17 protein-coding genes are annotated in these 14,860 nt (G+C 73.9%); 6 read left to right on the forward strand and 11 right to left on the reverse strand.

The window, feature by feature from the left end:
- The first annotated feature begins 132 nt into the window (after nucleotides 1-132).
- The 4 genes from QWY28_RS01320 to QWY28_RS01335 all read left to right on the forward strand — a co-directional run bounded on the left by QWY28_RS01320 (nucleotide 133) and on the right by QWY28_RS01335 (nucleotide 3,417).
- Nucleotides 133-888 (forward strand): amino acid ABC transporter ATP-binding protein, encoded by a 756-nt coding sequence (locus QWY28_RS01320; protein WP_439117214.1) that lies wholly within the window; start codon nucleotides 133-135, stop codon nucleotides 886-888.
- Between the two features lie 11 nt (nucleotides 889-899).
- Complete coding sequence (locus QWY28_RS01325) at nucleotides 900-1,790, forward strand: glutamate ABC transporter substrate-binding protein (RefSeq protein WP_300950500.1); 891 nt, start codon at nucleotides 900-902, stop codon at nucleotides 1,788-1,790.
- A gap of 107 nt (nucleotides 1,791-1,897) precedes the next feature.
- Complete coding sequence (locus QWY28_RS01330) at nucleotides 1,898-2,548, forward strand: amino acid ABC transporter permease (RefSeq protein WP_300950501.1); 651 nt, start codon at nucleotides 1,898-1,900, stop codon at nucleotides 2,546-2,548.
- Nucleotides 2,545-3,417 carry an amino acid ABC transporter permease gene (locus QWY28_RS01335; RefSeq protein WP_300950502.1) on the forward strand — a complete coding sequence of 291 codons (873 nt, stop codon included), beginning with the start codon at nucleotides 2,545-2,547 and terminating at the stop codon, nucleotides 3,415-3,417. Before QWY28_RS01330 ends, QWY28_RS01335 begins: the two co-directional genes overlap by 4 nt.
- 12 nt (nucleotides 3,418-3,429) lie before the next feature.
- Here the strand turns inward: QWY28_RS01335 and QWY28_RS01340 are convergent, their stop codons facing one another.
- The 4 genes from QWY28_RS01340 to QWY28_RS01355 form a co-directional block, all read right to left on the reverse strand.
- Entirely contained in the window at nucleotides 3,430-3,918 is a 489-nt protein-coding gene (locus QWY28_RS01340) for a hotdog fold domain-containing protein (RefSeq protein ID WP_300950503.1), read from the reverse strand.
- A gap of 135 nt (nucleotides 3,919-4,053) precedes the next feature.
- On the reverse strand, nucleotides 4,054-4,431 hold the full coding sequence (locus tag QWY28_RS24710; protein WP_439117215.1) for a metal-sensitive transcriptional regulator: 378 nt from the start codon (nucleotides 4,429-4,431) through the stop codon (nucleotides 4,054-4,056).
- A 109-nt stretch (nucleotides 4,432-4,540) separates the two neighbouring features.
- Nucleotides 4,541-4,918: a VOC family protein gene (locus tag QWY28_RS01350; RefSeq protein WP_300950504.1), complete on the reverse strand. Its 378-nt coding sequence runs from the start codon at nucleotides 4,916-4,918 to the stop codon at nucleotides 4,541-4,543.
- A complete protein-coding gene (locus QWY28_RS01355; protein WP_300950505.1) occupies nucleotides 4,918-5,715 on the reverse strand; it encodes a trans-aconitate 2-methyltransferase in 798 nt (265 codons plus the stop codon). Before QWY28_RS01355 ends, QWY28_RS01350 begins: the two co-directional genes overlap by 1 nt.
- A 64-nt stretch (nucleotides 5,716-5,779) precedes the next feature.
- Here QWY28_RS01355 and QWY28_RS01360 point away from each other — a divergent pair, with 64 nt between their 5' ends.
- Nucleotides 5,780-6,265, forward strand: a complete 486-nt coding sequence (locus tag QWY28_RS01360; RefSeq protein ID WP_300950506.1) for a MarR family winged helix-turn-helix transcriptional regulator — start codon at nucleotides 5,780-5,782, stop codon at nucleotides 6,263-6,265.
- A 120-nt stretch (nucleotides 6,266-6,385) separates the two neighbouring features.
- Here the strand turns inward: QWY28_RS01360 and QWY28_RS01365 are convergent, their stop codons facing one another.
- From QWY28_RS01365 to rsmI, 7 genes are all read right to left on the reverse strand, one after another.
- Nucleotides 6,386-8,221 (reverse strand): ABC-F family ATP-binding cassette domain-containing protein, encoded by a 1,836-nt coding sequence (locus QWY28_RS01365; RefSeq protein ID WP_300951290.1) that lies wholly within the window; start codon nucleotides 8,219-8,221, stop codon nucleotides 6,386-6,388.
- Nucleotides 8,218-9,135: a 4-(cytidine 5'-diphospho)-2-C-methyl-D-erythritol kinase gene (locus QWY28_RS01370; protein ID WP_300950507.1), complete on the reverse strand. Its 918-nt coding sequence runs from the start codon at nucleotides 9,133-9,135 to the stop codon at nucleotides 8,218-8,220. Before QWY28_RS01370 ends, QWY28_RS01365 begins: the two co-directional genes overlap by 4 nt.
- Entirely contained in the window at nucleotides 9,132-10,007 is an 876-nt protein-coding gene (rsmA, locus tag QWY28_RS01375; RefSeq protein WP_300950508.1) for a 16S rRNA (adenine(1518)-N(6)/adenine(1519)-N(6))-dimethyltransferase RsmA, read from the reverse strand. Before rsmA ends, QWY28_RS01370 begins: the two co-directional genes overlap by 4 nt.
- 10 nt (nucleotides 10,008-10,017) lie before the next feature.
- Nucleotides 10,018-11,172: a resuscitation-promoting factor gene (locus QWY28_RS01380; RefSeq protein ID WP_300950509.1), complete on the reverse strand. Its 1,155-nt coding sequence runs from the start codon at nucleotides 11,170-11,172 to the stop codon at nucleotides 10,018-10,020.
- Nucleotides 11,173-11,453: 281 nt separating this feature from the next.
- Nucleotides 11,454-12,305, reverse strand: coding sequence for a TatD family hydrolase (locus QWY28_RS01385; protein WP_300950510.1), 852 nt, complete (start codon nucleotides 12,303-12,305; stop codon nucleotides 11,454-11,456).
- On the reverse strand, nucleotides 12,302-13,144 hold the full coding sequence (locus QWY28_RS01390; protein ID WP_300950511.1) for an alpha/beta fold hydrolase: 843 nt from the start codon (nucleotides 13,142-13,144) through the stop codon (nucleotides 12,302-12,304). Before QWY28_RS01390 ends, QWY28_RS01385 begins: the two co-directional genes overlap by 4 nt.
- Nucleotides 13,141-13,995: a 16S rRNA (cytidine(1402)-2'-O)-methyltransferase gene (rsmI, locus tag QWY28_RS01395; protein ID WP_300950512.1), complete on the reverse strand. Its 855-nt coding sequence runs from the start codon at nucleotides 13,993-13,995 to the stop codon at nucleotides 13,141-13,143. The genes QWY28_RS01390 and rsmI overlap by 4 nt, the downstream gene beginning before the upstream one ends.
- Nucleotides 13,996-14,116: 121 nt before the next feature.
- Between rsmI and QWY28_RS01400 the strand changes: the two genes are divergently transcribed.
- Nucleotides 14,117-14,536, forward strand: a complete 420-nt coding sequence (locus tag QWY28_RS01400; protein WP_336622397.1) for a pyridoxamine 5'-phosphate oxidase family protein — start codon at nucleotides 14,117-14,119, stop codon at nucleotides 14,534-14,536.
- Nucleotides 14,537-14,860 lie beyond the last annotated feature (324 nt).

Genomic DNA, 14,860 nt, shown 5'->3' on the forward strand with positions numbered 1-14,860 from the left:
GGGTACGGCGCGGCGCGCGACGCCGCGGAATCGCGCGCAGGTGCGTCCTTTGGTCACGATCCGGTCGCGGTCGGCGCGACCCCAGGCTCCGACATGGCCCGGGTGGGCCGGTTGTGGATAGTGTCCGGCGCCATGACGACGCACCGGACGACGGACGACCTGGTCGTGCTCGACCACGTGGACAAGTGGTTCGGTGACCTGCACGTGCTCAAGGACGTCGACCTGCGCATCGGCCGCGGCGAGGTCGTGGTCGTCATCGGCCCGTCGGGGTCGGGCAAGTCGACGCTGTGCCGGGCGATCAACCGGCTCGAGCCGATCGACAAGGGCACCATCACCCTCGACGGCAAGCCGCTGCCCGAGGAGGGCAAGGAGCTCGCCGCGCTGCGCGCCGAGGTCGGCATGGTCTTCCAGTCCTTCAACCTCTTCGCCCACAAGACGATCCTCGAGAACGTCACCCTCGGCCCGATCAAGGTCCGCGGGGAGAAGAAGGACGTCGCCGAGAAGCGCGCCCGCGAGCTCCTCGACCGCGTCGGCGTCGGCCACCAAGCCGAGAAGTACCCCGCCCAGCTCTCCGGCGGCCAGCAGCAGCGCGTCGCCATCGCCCGCGCGCTGGCGATGGAGCCGAAGGTCATGCTCTTCGACGAGCCGACCTCCGCGCTCGACCCCGAGATGATCTCGGAGGTCCTCGACGTCATGGTCGACCTCGCGAAGCGCGGCATGACGATGGTCGTGGTGACCCACGAGATGGGCTTCGCCCGCACCGCCGGCGACCGCGTGGTCTTCATGGCCGACGGCGCCATCGTCGAGGAAGCGGCCCCCGAGCAGTTCTTCACCAACCCGCAGAGCGATCGGGCCAAGGACTTCCTCGGCAAGATCCTCCAGCACTGAAGGAGATCACCATGCGTCATGCACGATTCCGGGTGGCCGCCGCCGCCCTCCTCCTGGCCGGCGGCCTGGCCGCCTGCGGCGACGCCGGCAGCGACGACGCCGAGGGCGTCGACGTCGAGGTGGCCGAGAACGCCGCCGACGAGTTCGAGGACGGCACCCGCATGAAGGAGCTGGCCGAGGACGGCAAGCTCGTCATCGGCGTCAAGTACGACCAGCCCGGCATCGGGTTCAAGGGCGCGACCGACGACGCCCCGGCCGGCTTCGACCCCGAGATCGGCAAGATCCTCGCCGCGGACCTCGGCATCGCGCCGGAGAACATCACGTGGAAGGAGACGATCTCCGACAACCGCGAGCCGTTCCTCGAGAGCGGCGAGGTCGACCTCGTCATCGCGTCGTACTCCATCACCGACGAGCGCCGGCAGGTCGTCGGCCAGGCCGGGCCGTACTACGTCACCGGCCAGCAGCTGCTCGTCGGCTCCGACAGCGACATCGACAGCATCGAGGACGTCAAGGGCACCGAGGTCTGCTCGGTCACCGGCTCGACGTCGCTGGAGAACATCGAGGCCGAGGGCGCACGCCCGCGCGGCTTCGACACCTACTCCGAGTGTGTCGACCAGGTGCTCAACGGCACCGTGGACGCCATGACCACCGACGGCGCGATCCTGCTCGGGTACGCCGCGGAGAACCCCGACCGCCTCAAGGTCGTGGTGGAGCCCTTCTCCGAGGAGCGGTACGGCGTCGGCTACTCGCTCGACGAGCCCGAGATGTGCCAGTGGATCGTCGACACCCTCACCGAGGCCCAGGAGAGCGGCGACTGGGACACCGCGTTCGAGGCCACGCTCGGCAAGTCCGGCGTGGAGACCCCCGAGCCGCCGGCGATGGACGAGTGCCCGGCCGCCTGACCGGCTGAGAACCCTCGCTCGAGCCCGGTCTGACCGGGCCCGAGCCCCGACCCCGAGCGGGGCGGTCCTCCTGGACCGCCCCGCTCGTCCGACCGAGAGGAGACGGCGTGGACGACCTCACGTCCGAGTTCGACCTCGTGCTCCAGGCCTTCTGGCTGACGATCCAGCTGGCAGCGCTCTCCGGCGTGGTCTCGGTGCTGCTCGGCACCGTGCTGGCCGCCATGCGCGTCGGCCCGGTGGCTCCGCTGCGGGTCGCGGCGGCGACGTACGTCAACGTCGTGCGCAACACCCCGCTCCTCATCGTCTTCGTGTTCGTGTTCGTCGCGTTCCCGAACCTCGGGCTGCTGGTCGGCACGCCCTTCCTGCTCAAGGGCGTGCTGGCGGTCAGCTTCTACACCGCGCCGTTCGTCGCCGAGGCGATCCGCGCCGGCATCAACGCGGTGCCGCTCGGCCAGGCCGAGGCGGCCCGCGCGATCGGCCTCACGTTCGGCCAGACGATGGGGTCGGTCATCCTCCCCCAGGCCTTCCGCGCCGTCGTCCCGCCGCTGGCCAGCGTCCTGATCGCGATGACCAAGAACACCTCCATCGCGGCGGTCTTCGGGATCGTCGAGGCGACCGCCCGGATGCGGTACTTCACCAACAACAGCCCCGACGACACGATCGTCTTCCTCGTCTTCGCGGCGGGCTACATCATCATCGTCGAGCTCCTGTCCGTCGGGGCCTGGGGCCTCGAGCGGCGCTGGCGGGTGGCCCGATGAGCAACGTCCTGTTCGACGTCCCCGGTCCGCGCACCCGCGCCCGGCACCGGATCTACTCCCTCGTCGCCGGGGCGCTCCTGCTCGCGGCGCTCGTCGGCCTCGTGCTCTTCCTGCAGGACCGCGGCGAGCTCGCCTACGACCTGTGGGAGCCCTTCGTCACGCCCGAGTACCTCGAGGCGCTCCTGGTCGACGGCCTCCTCAACACGCTGAAGATGGCGGCCACCGCGGTGCTGATGGCGGTGGTGCTCGGCGTCGTCCTCGGTGTCGGCAAGCTCTCCGACCACCGGTTCGTGCGCTGGCCCTGCTGGCTTGTCGTCGAGTTCTTCCGCGCCGTGCCGCTCCTGCTGCTCATCGTCTTCGTCTTCTTCACCTACGGCACCGGCGACGGGATCGGCTCGTACTGGTCGGTCGTGATCGGGTTGACGCTCTACAACGGCGCGGTGCTGGCCGAGGTCTTCCGCGCCGGCGTCCTCGCGGTGCCGCGCGGCCAGGCCGAGGCGGCCTACGCGCTCGGCATGCGCAAGACCCAGGTGATGGTCACCGTGCTGCTCCCGCAGGCGGTCAAGATCATGCTGCCGGCCATCATCAGCCAGTGCGTGGTCGCCCTGAAGGACACCAGCCTCGGCTACTACGTGCTCGCGCCCGGCCTGACCACCATCGGCCGGTCGATCTGGACCGAGTTCGGCAACCAGTTCCAGACAGCGACGGTGCTCGCCGCGATGTACATCGTCGTGAACCTGCTGCTCTCGGCGCTGGCGACCTGGGTCCAGCGGCGGCTCGTCGGGGAGAAGGCCCCGCTCGCCGGCCTGGCAGCCGGGGCGCAGGCCGGCGGGGGCGGCGGCGGGGCGGCGGTCGGCGCCGGCGACTGACCGCCCCGGCGCTCAGCGCTTCTTCGGCGTCACCCAGAGCCGGATGGTGCCCTCGACGACGACCGTGCCGTCGTCGCGGGTGCCGCTGACCCGCACGTGGAGGTCGGCGCCCTCGTCGGGCAGGCCGGTCCACTGCTCGGGGTCGGTCTCGGCGACGCAGGTGATGTCGCTGGTGGCCTTGGCCGTGTAGGCCACCTCCATCCCCTTGGGGATCCACCGCTTGTCCGCCGGCACGGTCGCCTCGGCCAGCGCCCCCATCGCCGCCTCGAGCCCGTTGCACAGCGCGATCGCGTGCACGGTGCCGAGGTGGTTGTGGACGCGGCGGCGCTTGGGGATCACCAGCTCGGCCCGGTTCGGGCGGATCTCGGTGAACCGCGGGCGGATCGTCGCGAAGTACGGCGCCTGCTGGGAGAACAGCAGCGAGAACGCCCGCGCCCCCAGGGTCGCGCCCACCACCGGCAGGCCCGTCGTCGTGCGCCACATGCTGAGGACTCGGCTCATGCCGGCGTACGTTACCAGCGGGTAACCGCGGGCGGGCCGGGGTCCATGTAACGACAGGTTCGCTGCTGTGTCGGCACGCTGCAACGTGCCGACACAGCAGCGAACGTCGCGTTACAAGCGCGCGGGCGGGCCGGCTCAGGCCAGCGACAGGAAGAACTTCTCCAGCTTGGCGAGCTCGGGCTCGCCGACGTCGGCGCCGTCGACGACGGTCTGTCGCAGCTCGGCTGCGATCAGCGCGAAGCCGGCCCGGTCGAGGGCCCGGGAGACCGCCTTGAGCTGGTGGACGACCGCTTCGAGGTCGCGGCCCTCCTCGATCATCCGGAGCACGCCGCCGAGCTGGCCCTGGGCCCGCTTGACCCGGTTGACCACGGCAGACATGTCCACCGCCTGCACCGTCGGGGCAGCCACGGCGACCGGCTCGGCGCGCGGGGACGCGGTCGGCTCGGCGCCGGCCGTCGGCAGGGCCCGAGGCGCGTCGACGTGCGGGGTGGCTTGCGGGTCGAGGTCGTTCACGACGGGGCCCTCCACAGGGGATGCGGTGCAGGAGTCGCGGGGGCCCGAGCCCCCAGGGCAGGCGGGGGTCTCCCACCGGCGACGTGACAACGCCGCAGCCCGGGCCGGGTTACGCCGGCGCCAGGACCTCCACCCGGTTGCCGTGGGCGTCGCGCGTGTGGAAGCGCTGGTACGCCGGGAACGTGTGCCGCTCGGTCCAGTCCACCGCGAAGCCGGCCGCCTCGAGCGAGCCGCCGAGCCGCTCCAGCTCGGCGGCGTCGGCGACCACGAGCGCGGGGTGGGCCTTGCGGGCCGGGGCGAACGGGTCCTCGACCCCGACGTGCACCTCCGCGCCGTCCGCGCCGCCGGCCCGGAACCACGCGCCGCCGCGACCGACCAGGTCGGGCGGCTTCGGCACCTCGGACATCCCGAGCCCGTCGCGCCAGAAGCGGCGGGCCCCCTCCTCGCCGCCGACCGGGCAGGCGACCTGGACGTGGTGGAGCCGCATCACCGCACCGCCCCGGCCTTGCGGGCCACCACGAAGACCCGCCGGAAGGGCAGGACCACGCCGTGCGGCCGCTCGGGGTACGCCGTGCGCAACCGCGCCTTGAACTCCTCCTCGAACCGCTCCCGCAGCCCGTCCGGCAGCGCCTGCAGCGTCGGCCGGGCACCGGTGCCGGAGACCCAGGTGAACACCGGGTCCGGGCCGGTCAGGACGTGGAGGTACGTCGTCTCCCAGGCGTCGACCTCGCAGCCGAGCCCCGCGAGCAGGTCGAGGTACGTCGCCGGGTCGTGGCTGGCGGGCACCGCGACGCCACGGGTGTGGGCGACGTAGGGCTCCTGCTCCGCGAGGTCGCGGCGGATCGTGTGGCTCGGCTCCTCGAAGTTGCCGGGCACCTGGAAGGCGAGCCACCCGCCGTCGGCCACCTGGTCGAGGAGCTGCGGGAGCAGCTCGAGGTGCTCGGGGAGCCACTGAAGGGTCGCGTTGGAGACCAGCACGTCGACCGGGGCCTCCGGCCGCCACGCGCGCAGGTCGCCGACGTCGTACCGCACGCCGTCGTCGCGGCCGCGGGCCCGCTCGACCATCTCGGCGCTGGAGTCGAGGCCGTGCACGTCGGCGTCCGGCCACCGCTCGTGCAGGAGGGCGGTGAGGTTGCCCGGCCCGCAGCCGAGGTCGACGACGGTGCGCGGCGCGGTCGCGGCGACCCGGGCGATCAGGTCGAGGAACGGCCGGCCGCGCTCGTCGGCGTAGGTGAGGTAGCGGTCGGGATCCCAGCGGTGCGGGGTGCGGGGCGGCGTGATCACTCCTCCAGCGTGCGCCCGCTTTATCTTGATGTCAAGATTCTCGACCTCGGCTACAGTGCGACGCATGCGGGACGAGGTCGACGAGCTGGTCGAGGCGTGGGCGCGCGAACGACCCGACCTCGACTTCGACGCCGTCGCCGTCTTCAGCCGCATCTCCCGCCTGGCACGCCACCTCGACCTCGCCCGCCGGCAGGCCTTCACCGAGCACGGCATCGAGACCTGGGAGTTCGACGTCCTCGCCGCGCTGCGCCGCGCCGGCGCGCCGTACGAGCTCTCCCCCGGCCGGTTGCTGCGCGAGACCCTCGTGACCAGCGGGACCATGACCAACCGCGTCGACCGGCTCGCGGCGCGCGGGCTCGTCGAGCGCTACCCCGACCCCGACGACCGCCGCGGGGTGATCGTCCGGCTGACCGCGGAGGGCAAGACCGCCGTCGACGGCGCCTTCACCGCGCTGCTCCGCGCCGAGCAGGGCCTGCTCGCCGACCTGCCGCCGGCCGAGCGGCACGAGCTGGCCGACCTGCTGCGCCGGCTGCTCGCGCCGTTCGCCTGACCCCGGAGGGGGTCTTCAGCGACCATACGGTCGCTCCACACGCCGTACGCCGCGTGTGCAGCGACCACAGGGTCGCTGAACACCCCCACATCAGCCCCGAGGGCAGCCCGCAGGCGCGACCTACTCCAGGACCTCGGCGGCCTCGAGCCACTCCAGCTCGAGCTGCTCCTTCTCCGCCGCGAGCTCCTGCAGCTCCGCGCTCAGCCGGCCCAGAGCGGCGTAGTCCTGGGCGTGCTCGAGCACCTGCGCGTTGAGCTCGGTCTCGCGCTCGGCGATCCGCTCGAGCCGCTTGTCGATGCGGTTGATCGCCTTGCGGGCCGCACGCTCCTCGGCGCCACCGACCTTCGCCTTGCCGGCCTGCGGGTCAGGGTCCCCCGCGCCACCCACCGCGCCACCGCCACGGCCACCGTCCGCGACGGGGTCCGGGCCCGTCGGCACGTCGACGCCCTGGAGGTGGAGGGCCGCGGCGCGGCGCTCGAGGTACTCGTCCACGCCGCGCGGGAGCATCGAGACCTGGCCGTCGCCGAGCAGCGCCCAGACCGAGTCGGTCACCCGCTCGAGGAAGTACCGGTCGTGGCTGACCACCACGAGCGTGCCGGGCCAGCCGTCGAGGAAGTCCTCGAGGACGTTGAGCGTCTCGATGTCGAGGTCGTTGGTGGGCTCGTCGAGCAGCAGGACGTTCGGCTCGGTGAGCAGCAGCTGCAGCAGCTGGAAGCGCCGCCGCTCGCCGCCGGAGAGGTCGCCGATGCGCGCGGTCAGCCGGTCCCCGGTGAAGCCGAACCGCTCCAGCAGCGCGGTCGCGGTCAGCTCCTGGCCCTCGAGGGTCTTGGTGACCCGGCGGATCGACTCGACCGTCGGCAGCACGCGGCCGTCGGGGTCGAGGTCGTCGAGCTGCTGGGTGAGGTGCTGCATCGCGACGGTGCGCCCCTGCCGGACGCGCCCGGCGGCCGGCGCGAGGTCGCCCGAGAGCAGCGAGAGGACCGAGGTCTTGCCGGCCCCGTTGACCCCGACCAGGCCGATCCGGTCGCCGGGGCCGATCCGCCACGTCGCGTGCGAGAGCAGCGTCCGGTCGCCACGGACCAGGTCGACGTCCTCGACGTCGATGACGTCCTTGCCGAGCCGCTGGGTCGCGAACCGCTGCAGCTCCAGGCGGTCGCGCGGCGGCGGCACGTCCTCGATCAGCTGGTTGGCGGCGTCGATGCGGAACTTCGGCTTCGAGGTGCGCGCCGGCGGGCCGCGCCGCAGCCAGGCCAGCTCCTTGCGGACGAGGTTCTGGCGCCGGATCTCCGAGGCCGCCATCTGCCGCTGCCGCTCGGCCTTGGCGAGCACGAACGCGGCGTACCCGCCCTCGTAGGCGTCGACCTGCCCGTCGTGGACCTCCCAGGTCCACTGGCACACCGCGTCGAGGAACCAGCGGTCGTGGGTGACGACGACGAGCGCGGACGTCCGTGCGGCGAGGTGCTGGGCCAGCCAGGCGACCGCCTCGACGTCGAGGTGGTTGGTCGGCTCGTCGAGCACGACGAGGTCGTGGTCGCCCAGCAGCAGCGCGGCCAGCGAGCAACGACGGCGCTCGCCACCGGAGAGCCCCACGACCGCGCGGTCGAGCGAGACGCCGGCCAGCAGCACCTCGACGATCTCGCGGGTGCGCGGGTCGGCCGCCCACTCGTGGTCCGAGCGCCCGCCGAGCACCGCCTCGCGGACGGTGTGGCTGTCGACCAGCTCGTCGCCCTGGTGGAGGTAGCCGACGAGCAGCCCGCGCTGGCGCGAGACGCGGCCGGTGTCGGGCTCCTCCAGCCCGGTCATCACCTCGAGCAGGGTGGTCTTGCCGTCGCCGTTGCGGCCGACGATGCCGATCCGGTCGCCGGCGCCGATGCCGAGCGAGACCTCGGTCAGCAGCGGGCGCACGCCGTAGGACTTCGAGACGCGCTCGAGGTTGAGGAGGTTGCTCATGCTCAGGCGTACTCCACCAGGTGGGCGCCGGCCACCGGTCCGTTGGCGACCAGGACCAGGGCGTGGTCCTGCTCGAGGGCTGCGGCGACCGACCGGGCGTGGTCGGCGGACTCGCAGAGGAACACGCAGGTCGGGCCGGACCCCGACACGAGCCCGCGGAGGGCACCCAGGCTCTGGCCGCGGTCGATGAGCTCGCCGAGGTCGGGGCGCAGGTCGATCGCGGGCAGCTGGAGGTCGTTGTGCAGGACGTCGGCCAGGCGGTGCGGGTCGCGGGTCGCGAGCGCGGCGAGCAGCGCGTCGGCGCCGCACGGCTCGGGCGCCGCGTCGGGGAACATCTCGTCGAAGTGGCGGTAGACCGCCGGCGTGGACAGGCCCTCCTCGGAGGGGACGACGACCCACCACCAGGTGCCGTGGTCGACCACCGGCTCGACCAGCTCGCCGCGGCCGGTGCCGACCGCGGTGCCGCCGACGAGCGCGAACGGCACGTCGCTGCCGAGCTGGGCGGCGATGGCGAGCAGGTCCTCGTCGGAGGTACGCAGGTCCCACACGCGGTCCAGCGCGACCAGCGCCGCGGCGGCGTCGGCCGAGCCGCCGGCCATCCCGCCGGCGACCGGGATCGCCTTGACCACCGACACCAGGCCGGTCACGCCGATCCCGTGGTGGGCGGCGAGCAACGTCGCGGCGCGGTCGACGATGTTCTCCCCGTCGGCGGGGAGGTCGTCGGCGTCGATCCAGTCCGGCAGCGCCATGGAGACGCCCCAGCCGTCGGCGAGGGTGGCGGTGACGTCGTCGCACAGGCCGACCGCGTGGTAGACGGTCGTCAGCGGGTGGAACCCGTCCGGGCGCGGCGCTCCGACGCCGAGGTGGAGGTTGATCTTCGCGGGCGCGCGGACCGTCACCGCGCTCGTCACCGGGTTCACGCGGCGCCCGCCCCGGGCAGGCCCTCGGCGATCCGGGCGAAGTCCCCGACCGTCAGCGACTCGCCCCGGGCCAGCGGGTCGACCCCGGCGTGGGTCAGGGCCGCGTCGACGGCCTCGGCGGAGCCGGCCAGCCCCCGCAGCACCCCGCGGAGCGCCTTGCGCCGCTGGGCGAACGCGGCGTCGACGACGGCGAAGACCTGCTCCCGCGTCGCGGTCGTCGCGGGCGGCTCGCGCCGGCTCCAGGCGACCAGCCCGGAGTCGACGTTGGGCGCGGGCCAGAAGACGTTGCGGCCGATCGAGCCGGCGCGGCGGACGTCGGCGTACCAGGCGGCCTTGACCGACGGCACGCCGTACACCTTGGAGCCGGGGGTGGCCGCGAGCCGGTCGGCGACCTCGGCCTGCACCATCACCAGGCCGCGCTCGAGCGAGGGCAGCAGCTGGAGCAGGTGCAGCAGGACGGGGACCGAGACGTTGTACGGCAGGTTGGCGACCAGCGCCGTCGGCGGCGGCCCGGGGAGCTCGCGCACGCGCATCGCGTCGGCGAGGACGACCTCGAGCCGGTGGGCCTGGGCGGGGGCGTGCTCGCGGATCGTCGCCGGCAGGGCCTCCGCGAGCCGCTCGTCGACCTCGACGGCCACCACGTGGCCCGCCACCTCGAGCAGCGCCAGCGTGAGCGAGCCGAGCCCCGGACCGACCTCGACCACGACGTCGTCGCCGGTGATGCCGGACTCGCGGACGATGCGGCGCACGGTGTTGGCGTCGATGACGAAGTTCTGCCCGCGCTGCTTGGTCGGGCGGAGGTCGAGGGCCGCGGCGAGCGAACGCACCTCCGCCGGCCCGAGGAGCCTCGGACCGGCGGAGGTGTCAGACATGGGCCTCAGGTTACTGAGGCAGCCCGAGCGACTGTGAGCAGTGGGGCCAGGAGCCGTACCCACCGGTCGCCGCGCGGACCTTCTCGGCGATCGCGATCTGCGTCTCGCGGGACTGCTGGTGCGGGTAGCCGGGGCCGCCGTACGCATGCCAGGTGGACAGCGAGAACTGGAGGCCGCCGTAGTAGCCGTTGCCGGTGTTGATCGCCCAGTTGCCGCCGGACTCGCACTTGGCGAGGGCGTCCCAGACGGTGCCGCCGGAGGCGTAGTTGGGCGCGGCCACCTCGGGCTCGGGCTCCTTGGTGCCCACGCGGACGATGGCGTCGACGGGTCGACGGGTGACCTCGGCCTTCGTCACGACCCGCCCGACGAGCTCGCCGTTGCGGTACATCAGCCGGTACGTCACGTTCCGCAGGCCCTCGCGGCCGGCGCGGACCGTGGAGGTCTCGCCCTCGAGCATCGAGCCGTCCTCGCGCTCGGTGGTGGCGAAGTCGATCGCCTCACCGGTCACCTCGCGGGTGACGACGCGGACGTCGGTGAACACGATCCGGTCGCCGTCGGCGAGCTCCGAGCCGAGGCCCGGCTTGGTCTCGTCGCGACCTCCGACGTCGACGCCGAGCTCCTCGAGCGCCTCGGAGACGGTCAGCGCGGTGACGGTGCGCTTCTTCCAGTCCTTCGCGCCGAGCTTCACCTTCAGCGTCTTCGGGGTGACGACCTCCAGGGCCATGCCCTCGCGGTCGATCGAGCCGCCGCGGCTGGCCGACAGGTCGGCGCCTCGGAAGTCCCGGCCGATCTCGCCCAGGGCACCGGCGACCTCGGTCGCGGTGACCCAGTGGGTCGAGGTGTCACCGTCGACGGTCAGCTGGACGGGGCGCGCGAAGCGGACGGAGATCTCCATCCCGTCGCGCACCTCCTCCTCGAGGCCCGGCGCGACCTGGTCGCGGGCCGAGACCTCGACGCCCTGGTCCTCGAGGACGTCGGCGACGGTCGAGGCCATCGAGCTGACGTCCTGGGCGTCGCCGTCCAGGCTGAGGGTCACGGACTTGCTGAGGGCCGAGTAGCCCAGGGTGCTGCCGGCGACCGCGAGGGCGACCACGGCGGCGAGCACCACCATCACGGGTCGACTGCGGCTGGACCGGGTCACCCAGTGTGCGAGCTTGCTGCGCACGATTCTCCGAACGTCGTACTCCCCGGGTCTCGGGCACCCGTGCGCACCCCCCTGGCCGCTCACGGCGACCCCGTCGGGCCCGAGGCACCGGCGTCCGAGGGCTTCCCCACCCGTGGTCGTCCGCGCCTCGCGCACTGGCGTGATCGTTCCCGATCCCGGCCATCAGTCACCCAGCAGAACAGGCTCGGCGGGCGAGCGCAAACCCTCGTCCACGGGTGTGCGCAGGCTCTCAGCCCGGTAATCAGGGCTCTCAGGGCCCCGCGGCGACGTCTCCGCGGGGGTCACCAGGGGCCGCCGAAGGCCTCCTCGGTGGTGGCGTCGAGGGCGACGCAGAGGGTCTCGAGGTCGTCCCCGCGGACCTCGGCCATCGCGCGGACGGTGAGCGGGACGAGGTAGGAGGCGTTGACCTGGCCGCGGTGCGGGTGGGGGGTGAGGTACGGCGCGTCGGTCTCGACGAGCACGCGGTCGCGCGGGGTGACGACGAGCGCGTCACGCAGCGGCTGGGCGTTCTTGAACGTCACGGTGCCGGCGAAGGAGAGGTAAGCCCCGCGGTCCAGGCAGGCGCGGGCGAACGCGGCGTCGCCGGAGAAGCAGTGCATCACCCAGCGGTCGGGCGTGCCCTCCTCGTCGAGCACGCGCAGCACCTCGTCGTGGGCGTCACGGTCGTGGATGACCAGCGTCTTGTCGAGCCGCTTGGCCAGGTCGACGTGCCGGCGGAACGACTCCACCTGCACCGCCCGGCCCTCCTCGCCGGTGCGGAAGTGGTCGAGACCCGTCTCGCCCACCGCGCGGACCTTCGGGTGCGCGCCGGCGAGGGCCTCGATCTCGGCCATCGCGGTGTCGAGGTCGGTCCCCTGCTCGGCCAGGCGCGGCGCCTCGTTCGGGTGCAGCGCGACGCCCGCGACCAGCGCGTCGTACGTCGCCGCCGCCTCGACCGCCCACCGCGCACCGCGCAGGTCGCAGCCGATCTGGACGATCCGTGGCACGCCGACCGCTGCGGCCGCCGCGAGGGCGGCGGGGACGTCGACCTCGCCGTCGGGGTCGCGCGCGATGTCGAGGTGGCAGTGGTTGTCGACGACCGGGGCCGGCAGCGGGTCGGGGACGGGCGGGCGCTCCCCCGGGCCGCGGCTCACGTGCCGGCCACCCGCTCCAGGATCGCCTCGGCGAGCGCCTCGGGCGCGTGGGTCGGGATCCAGTGCGAGACGCCGTCGAGGACGACCAGCTCGTACGGCGCGTCCACGTGGTCGCCGGTCAGCTCGGCGCCGCGCCGGTCGAGCGCGGTGTCGCCGGTGCTCCACACCAGCGTGGTGGGCACCCGGACGGTCCGGCCGAGCACGGAGCGGTCCGAGAGCGGGAGCGCCCGGTAGTAGCCCAGTGCGTGCGGCAGCGCGCCGGTGGCGACGACCTCGTCCTGGACGCGCGTGACGTCCTCGCGCGACATGCCGGTCGCGATCATCGCGCGCTCGAGGAACCGGCCGCCGGAGAGGCCGAGGAGCAGCTCGGGCAGGCGCGGGACCTGGAAGAGCCCGATGTACCAGGACCGCAGGGCCTGCGGCGAGGAGGTCATCGAGCGGCGGAACGCCGCGGGGTGTGGCACCGAGACCGCGGTCAGCGTGCGGACGAGGTCGGGGTGGAGGCCGGCGACGGTCCAGGCGACGATCGCGCCCCAGTCGTGGCCGACGAGGTGGACCGGCCGGCCGATCGTGCGGACCAGCGCCGCGACGTCGCCGGCGAGCAGCTCGGTGCGGTAGTGCCGGCGACCCTCGGGGCGCGCCCCGGGCGAGTAGCCCCGCTGGTCCAGCGCGTAGGTCCGCAGGCCCGCCGCGTGCAGCAGCGGCTCGACGTGCCGCCACGAGGTGGCCCGCTCGGGGAACCCGTGCAGCAGGACGACCGGGTCGCCGTCCTCCGGGCCGCTGTCGTGGACGTCGAAGGTCAGGCCCTCGTGGTGGAACCGCTCCAGGCGTGCGCTCATGACTTCCCCTCTCCCCGATGGACCAGGTCGTACACCTCGCGCTTCGGCACACCCGCGAGCCGGGCCACCTCCACGATCGCCTCCTTGCGGCTCGTGCCGGCCGCCTCCCGCTCGGCGACCGCCGCGCGCAGGCTCGCCGGGTCGTCGCCGACGAGCGCGGCCGGCACGGCGCCGGCGACCACGACCGTCACCTCGCCGCGCACGCCCTCGGCCGCCCAGGCGACGAGGTCGGCGAGCGGGCCGCGGCGTACCTCCTCGTGGGTCTTGGTCAGCTCGCGGCACACCGCCGCCGGCCGGTCCCCGCCGAACGCCTCGGCCATCGCCGCCAACGCGGTCTCGGTCCGGTGCGGCGCCTCGAAGAACACCATCGTCCGCTCCTCCGCGGCGAGACCGGCGAGCCGGCGCGACCGCTCGCCGGCCTTGCGGGGCAGGAAGCCCTCGAAGCAGAACCGGTCGATCGGCAGCCCGGAGACGGCCAGGGCGGTCAGCACCGCGGAGGGCCCGGGCACGGCGGTGACGTGCACGTCGTGCTCGACGGCCGCGACGACCAGGCGGTAGCCGGGGTCGGACACGCTCGGCATGCCGGCGTCGGTCACCAGCAGGACCCGCTCACCCGCCAGCAGCGCCTCGAGCAGCTGCGGGGTGCGGGCGGACTCGTTGCCCTCGAAGTACGACACCACGCGCCCGGTCACCGTGACCCCCAGGTCGGTGGTGAGGCGCTTGAGCCGGCGGGTGTCCTCGGCGGCCACGACGTCGGCGCCGGCCAGCTCCTCGGCCAGGCGCGGCGGCGCGTCGGCCACGCGCCCGATGGGGGTGGCGGCGAGCACGAGCACGCCCGGGGAACCGGTCATGGGGCCGATCATCGCAGGGCGGCACGAGCCGGCCCGCCGGGGCCGGGGCTACCGTCGGGGCCGTGACGACCGCCGCGCGAGACGCCGACCGACGCCCCTCCGGACCGACGGCGGCCCCGCGGTGACCAGCTGGTCGCCGGCCGCCTCCGGGCTCTCGGCGATGCCCGAGCCGCTCGCCGCGATGTGGGCCGAGCGGCACCTGTGCTCGCTCACGACGCTGCGCGCCGACGGACGGCCGCACGTCGTGCCGGTCGGCTGCGCGCTCGACCCGGAGCAGGGCTGCGCCTGGGTGATCACCGGGCGCACGTCGCGCAAGGCGCGGAACCTGCTGGAGGCACCCGGGCCGGTCGCGGTGTGCCAGGTCGACGGTGCCCGCTGGTCCACGCTCGAGGGGACCGCCGAGGTCACCGACCGGCCCGACGACGTGGCGCGCGCCGTCGAGCGCTATGCCTCCCGCTACCGCCAGCCGCGCGAGAACCCCGAGCGCGTGGCGCTGCGGATCTCCGTCGACCGGTTCCTGGGGTCGCGCGGGCTGTTCTGAGCGCGGCGGGCCTCGCCGCCGTCGCGGGCGTCGGCCGCGGCAGGTCGGTGCGCGTGCTCGACCAGCGGGGGTCGTACCGGACCAGCCCGGCGACGGCGAGCGCCCCGAGGAGGAGCCCGCCGACGGCGGCGTACGGCGCGGCGAGGGCCCACCACAGCAGCGCTCCCTGGTAGCCGGTGAACGCCAGGTCGTCCCCGACCACCCGCGCGGTCACCGAGTCGCCCGGTCGCGGCTCGGGGCCGCCGTACCGGTCGCTCACCTCGCCCTCGACCGTCGCGTCGGCCGAACCGGGGCCCTGCCAGAGCGCCTCGCAGGTGCGCGGGC

Source organism: Nocardioides oceani, assembly GCF_030412965.1.
Lineage (GTDB): Bacteria > Actinomycetota > Actinomycetes > Propionibacteriales > Nocardioidaceae > Nocardioides > Nocardioides oceani.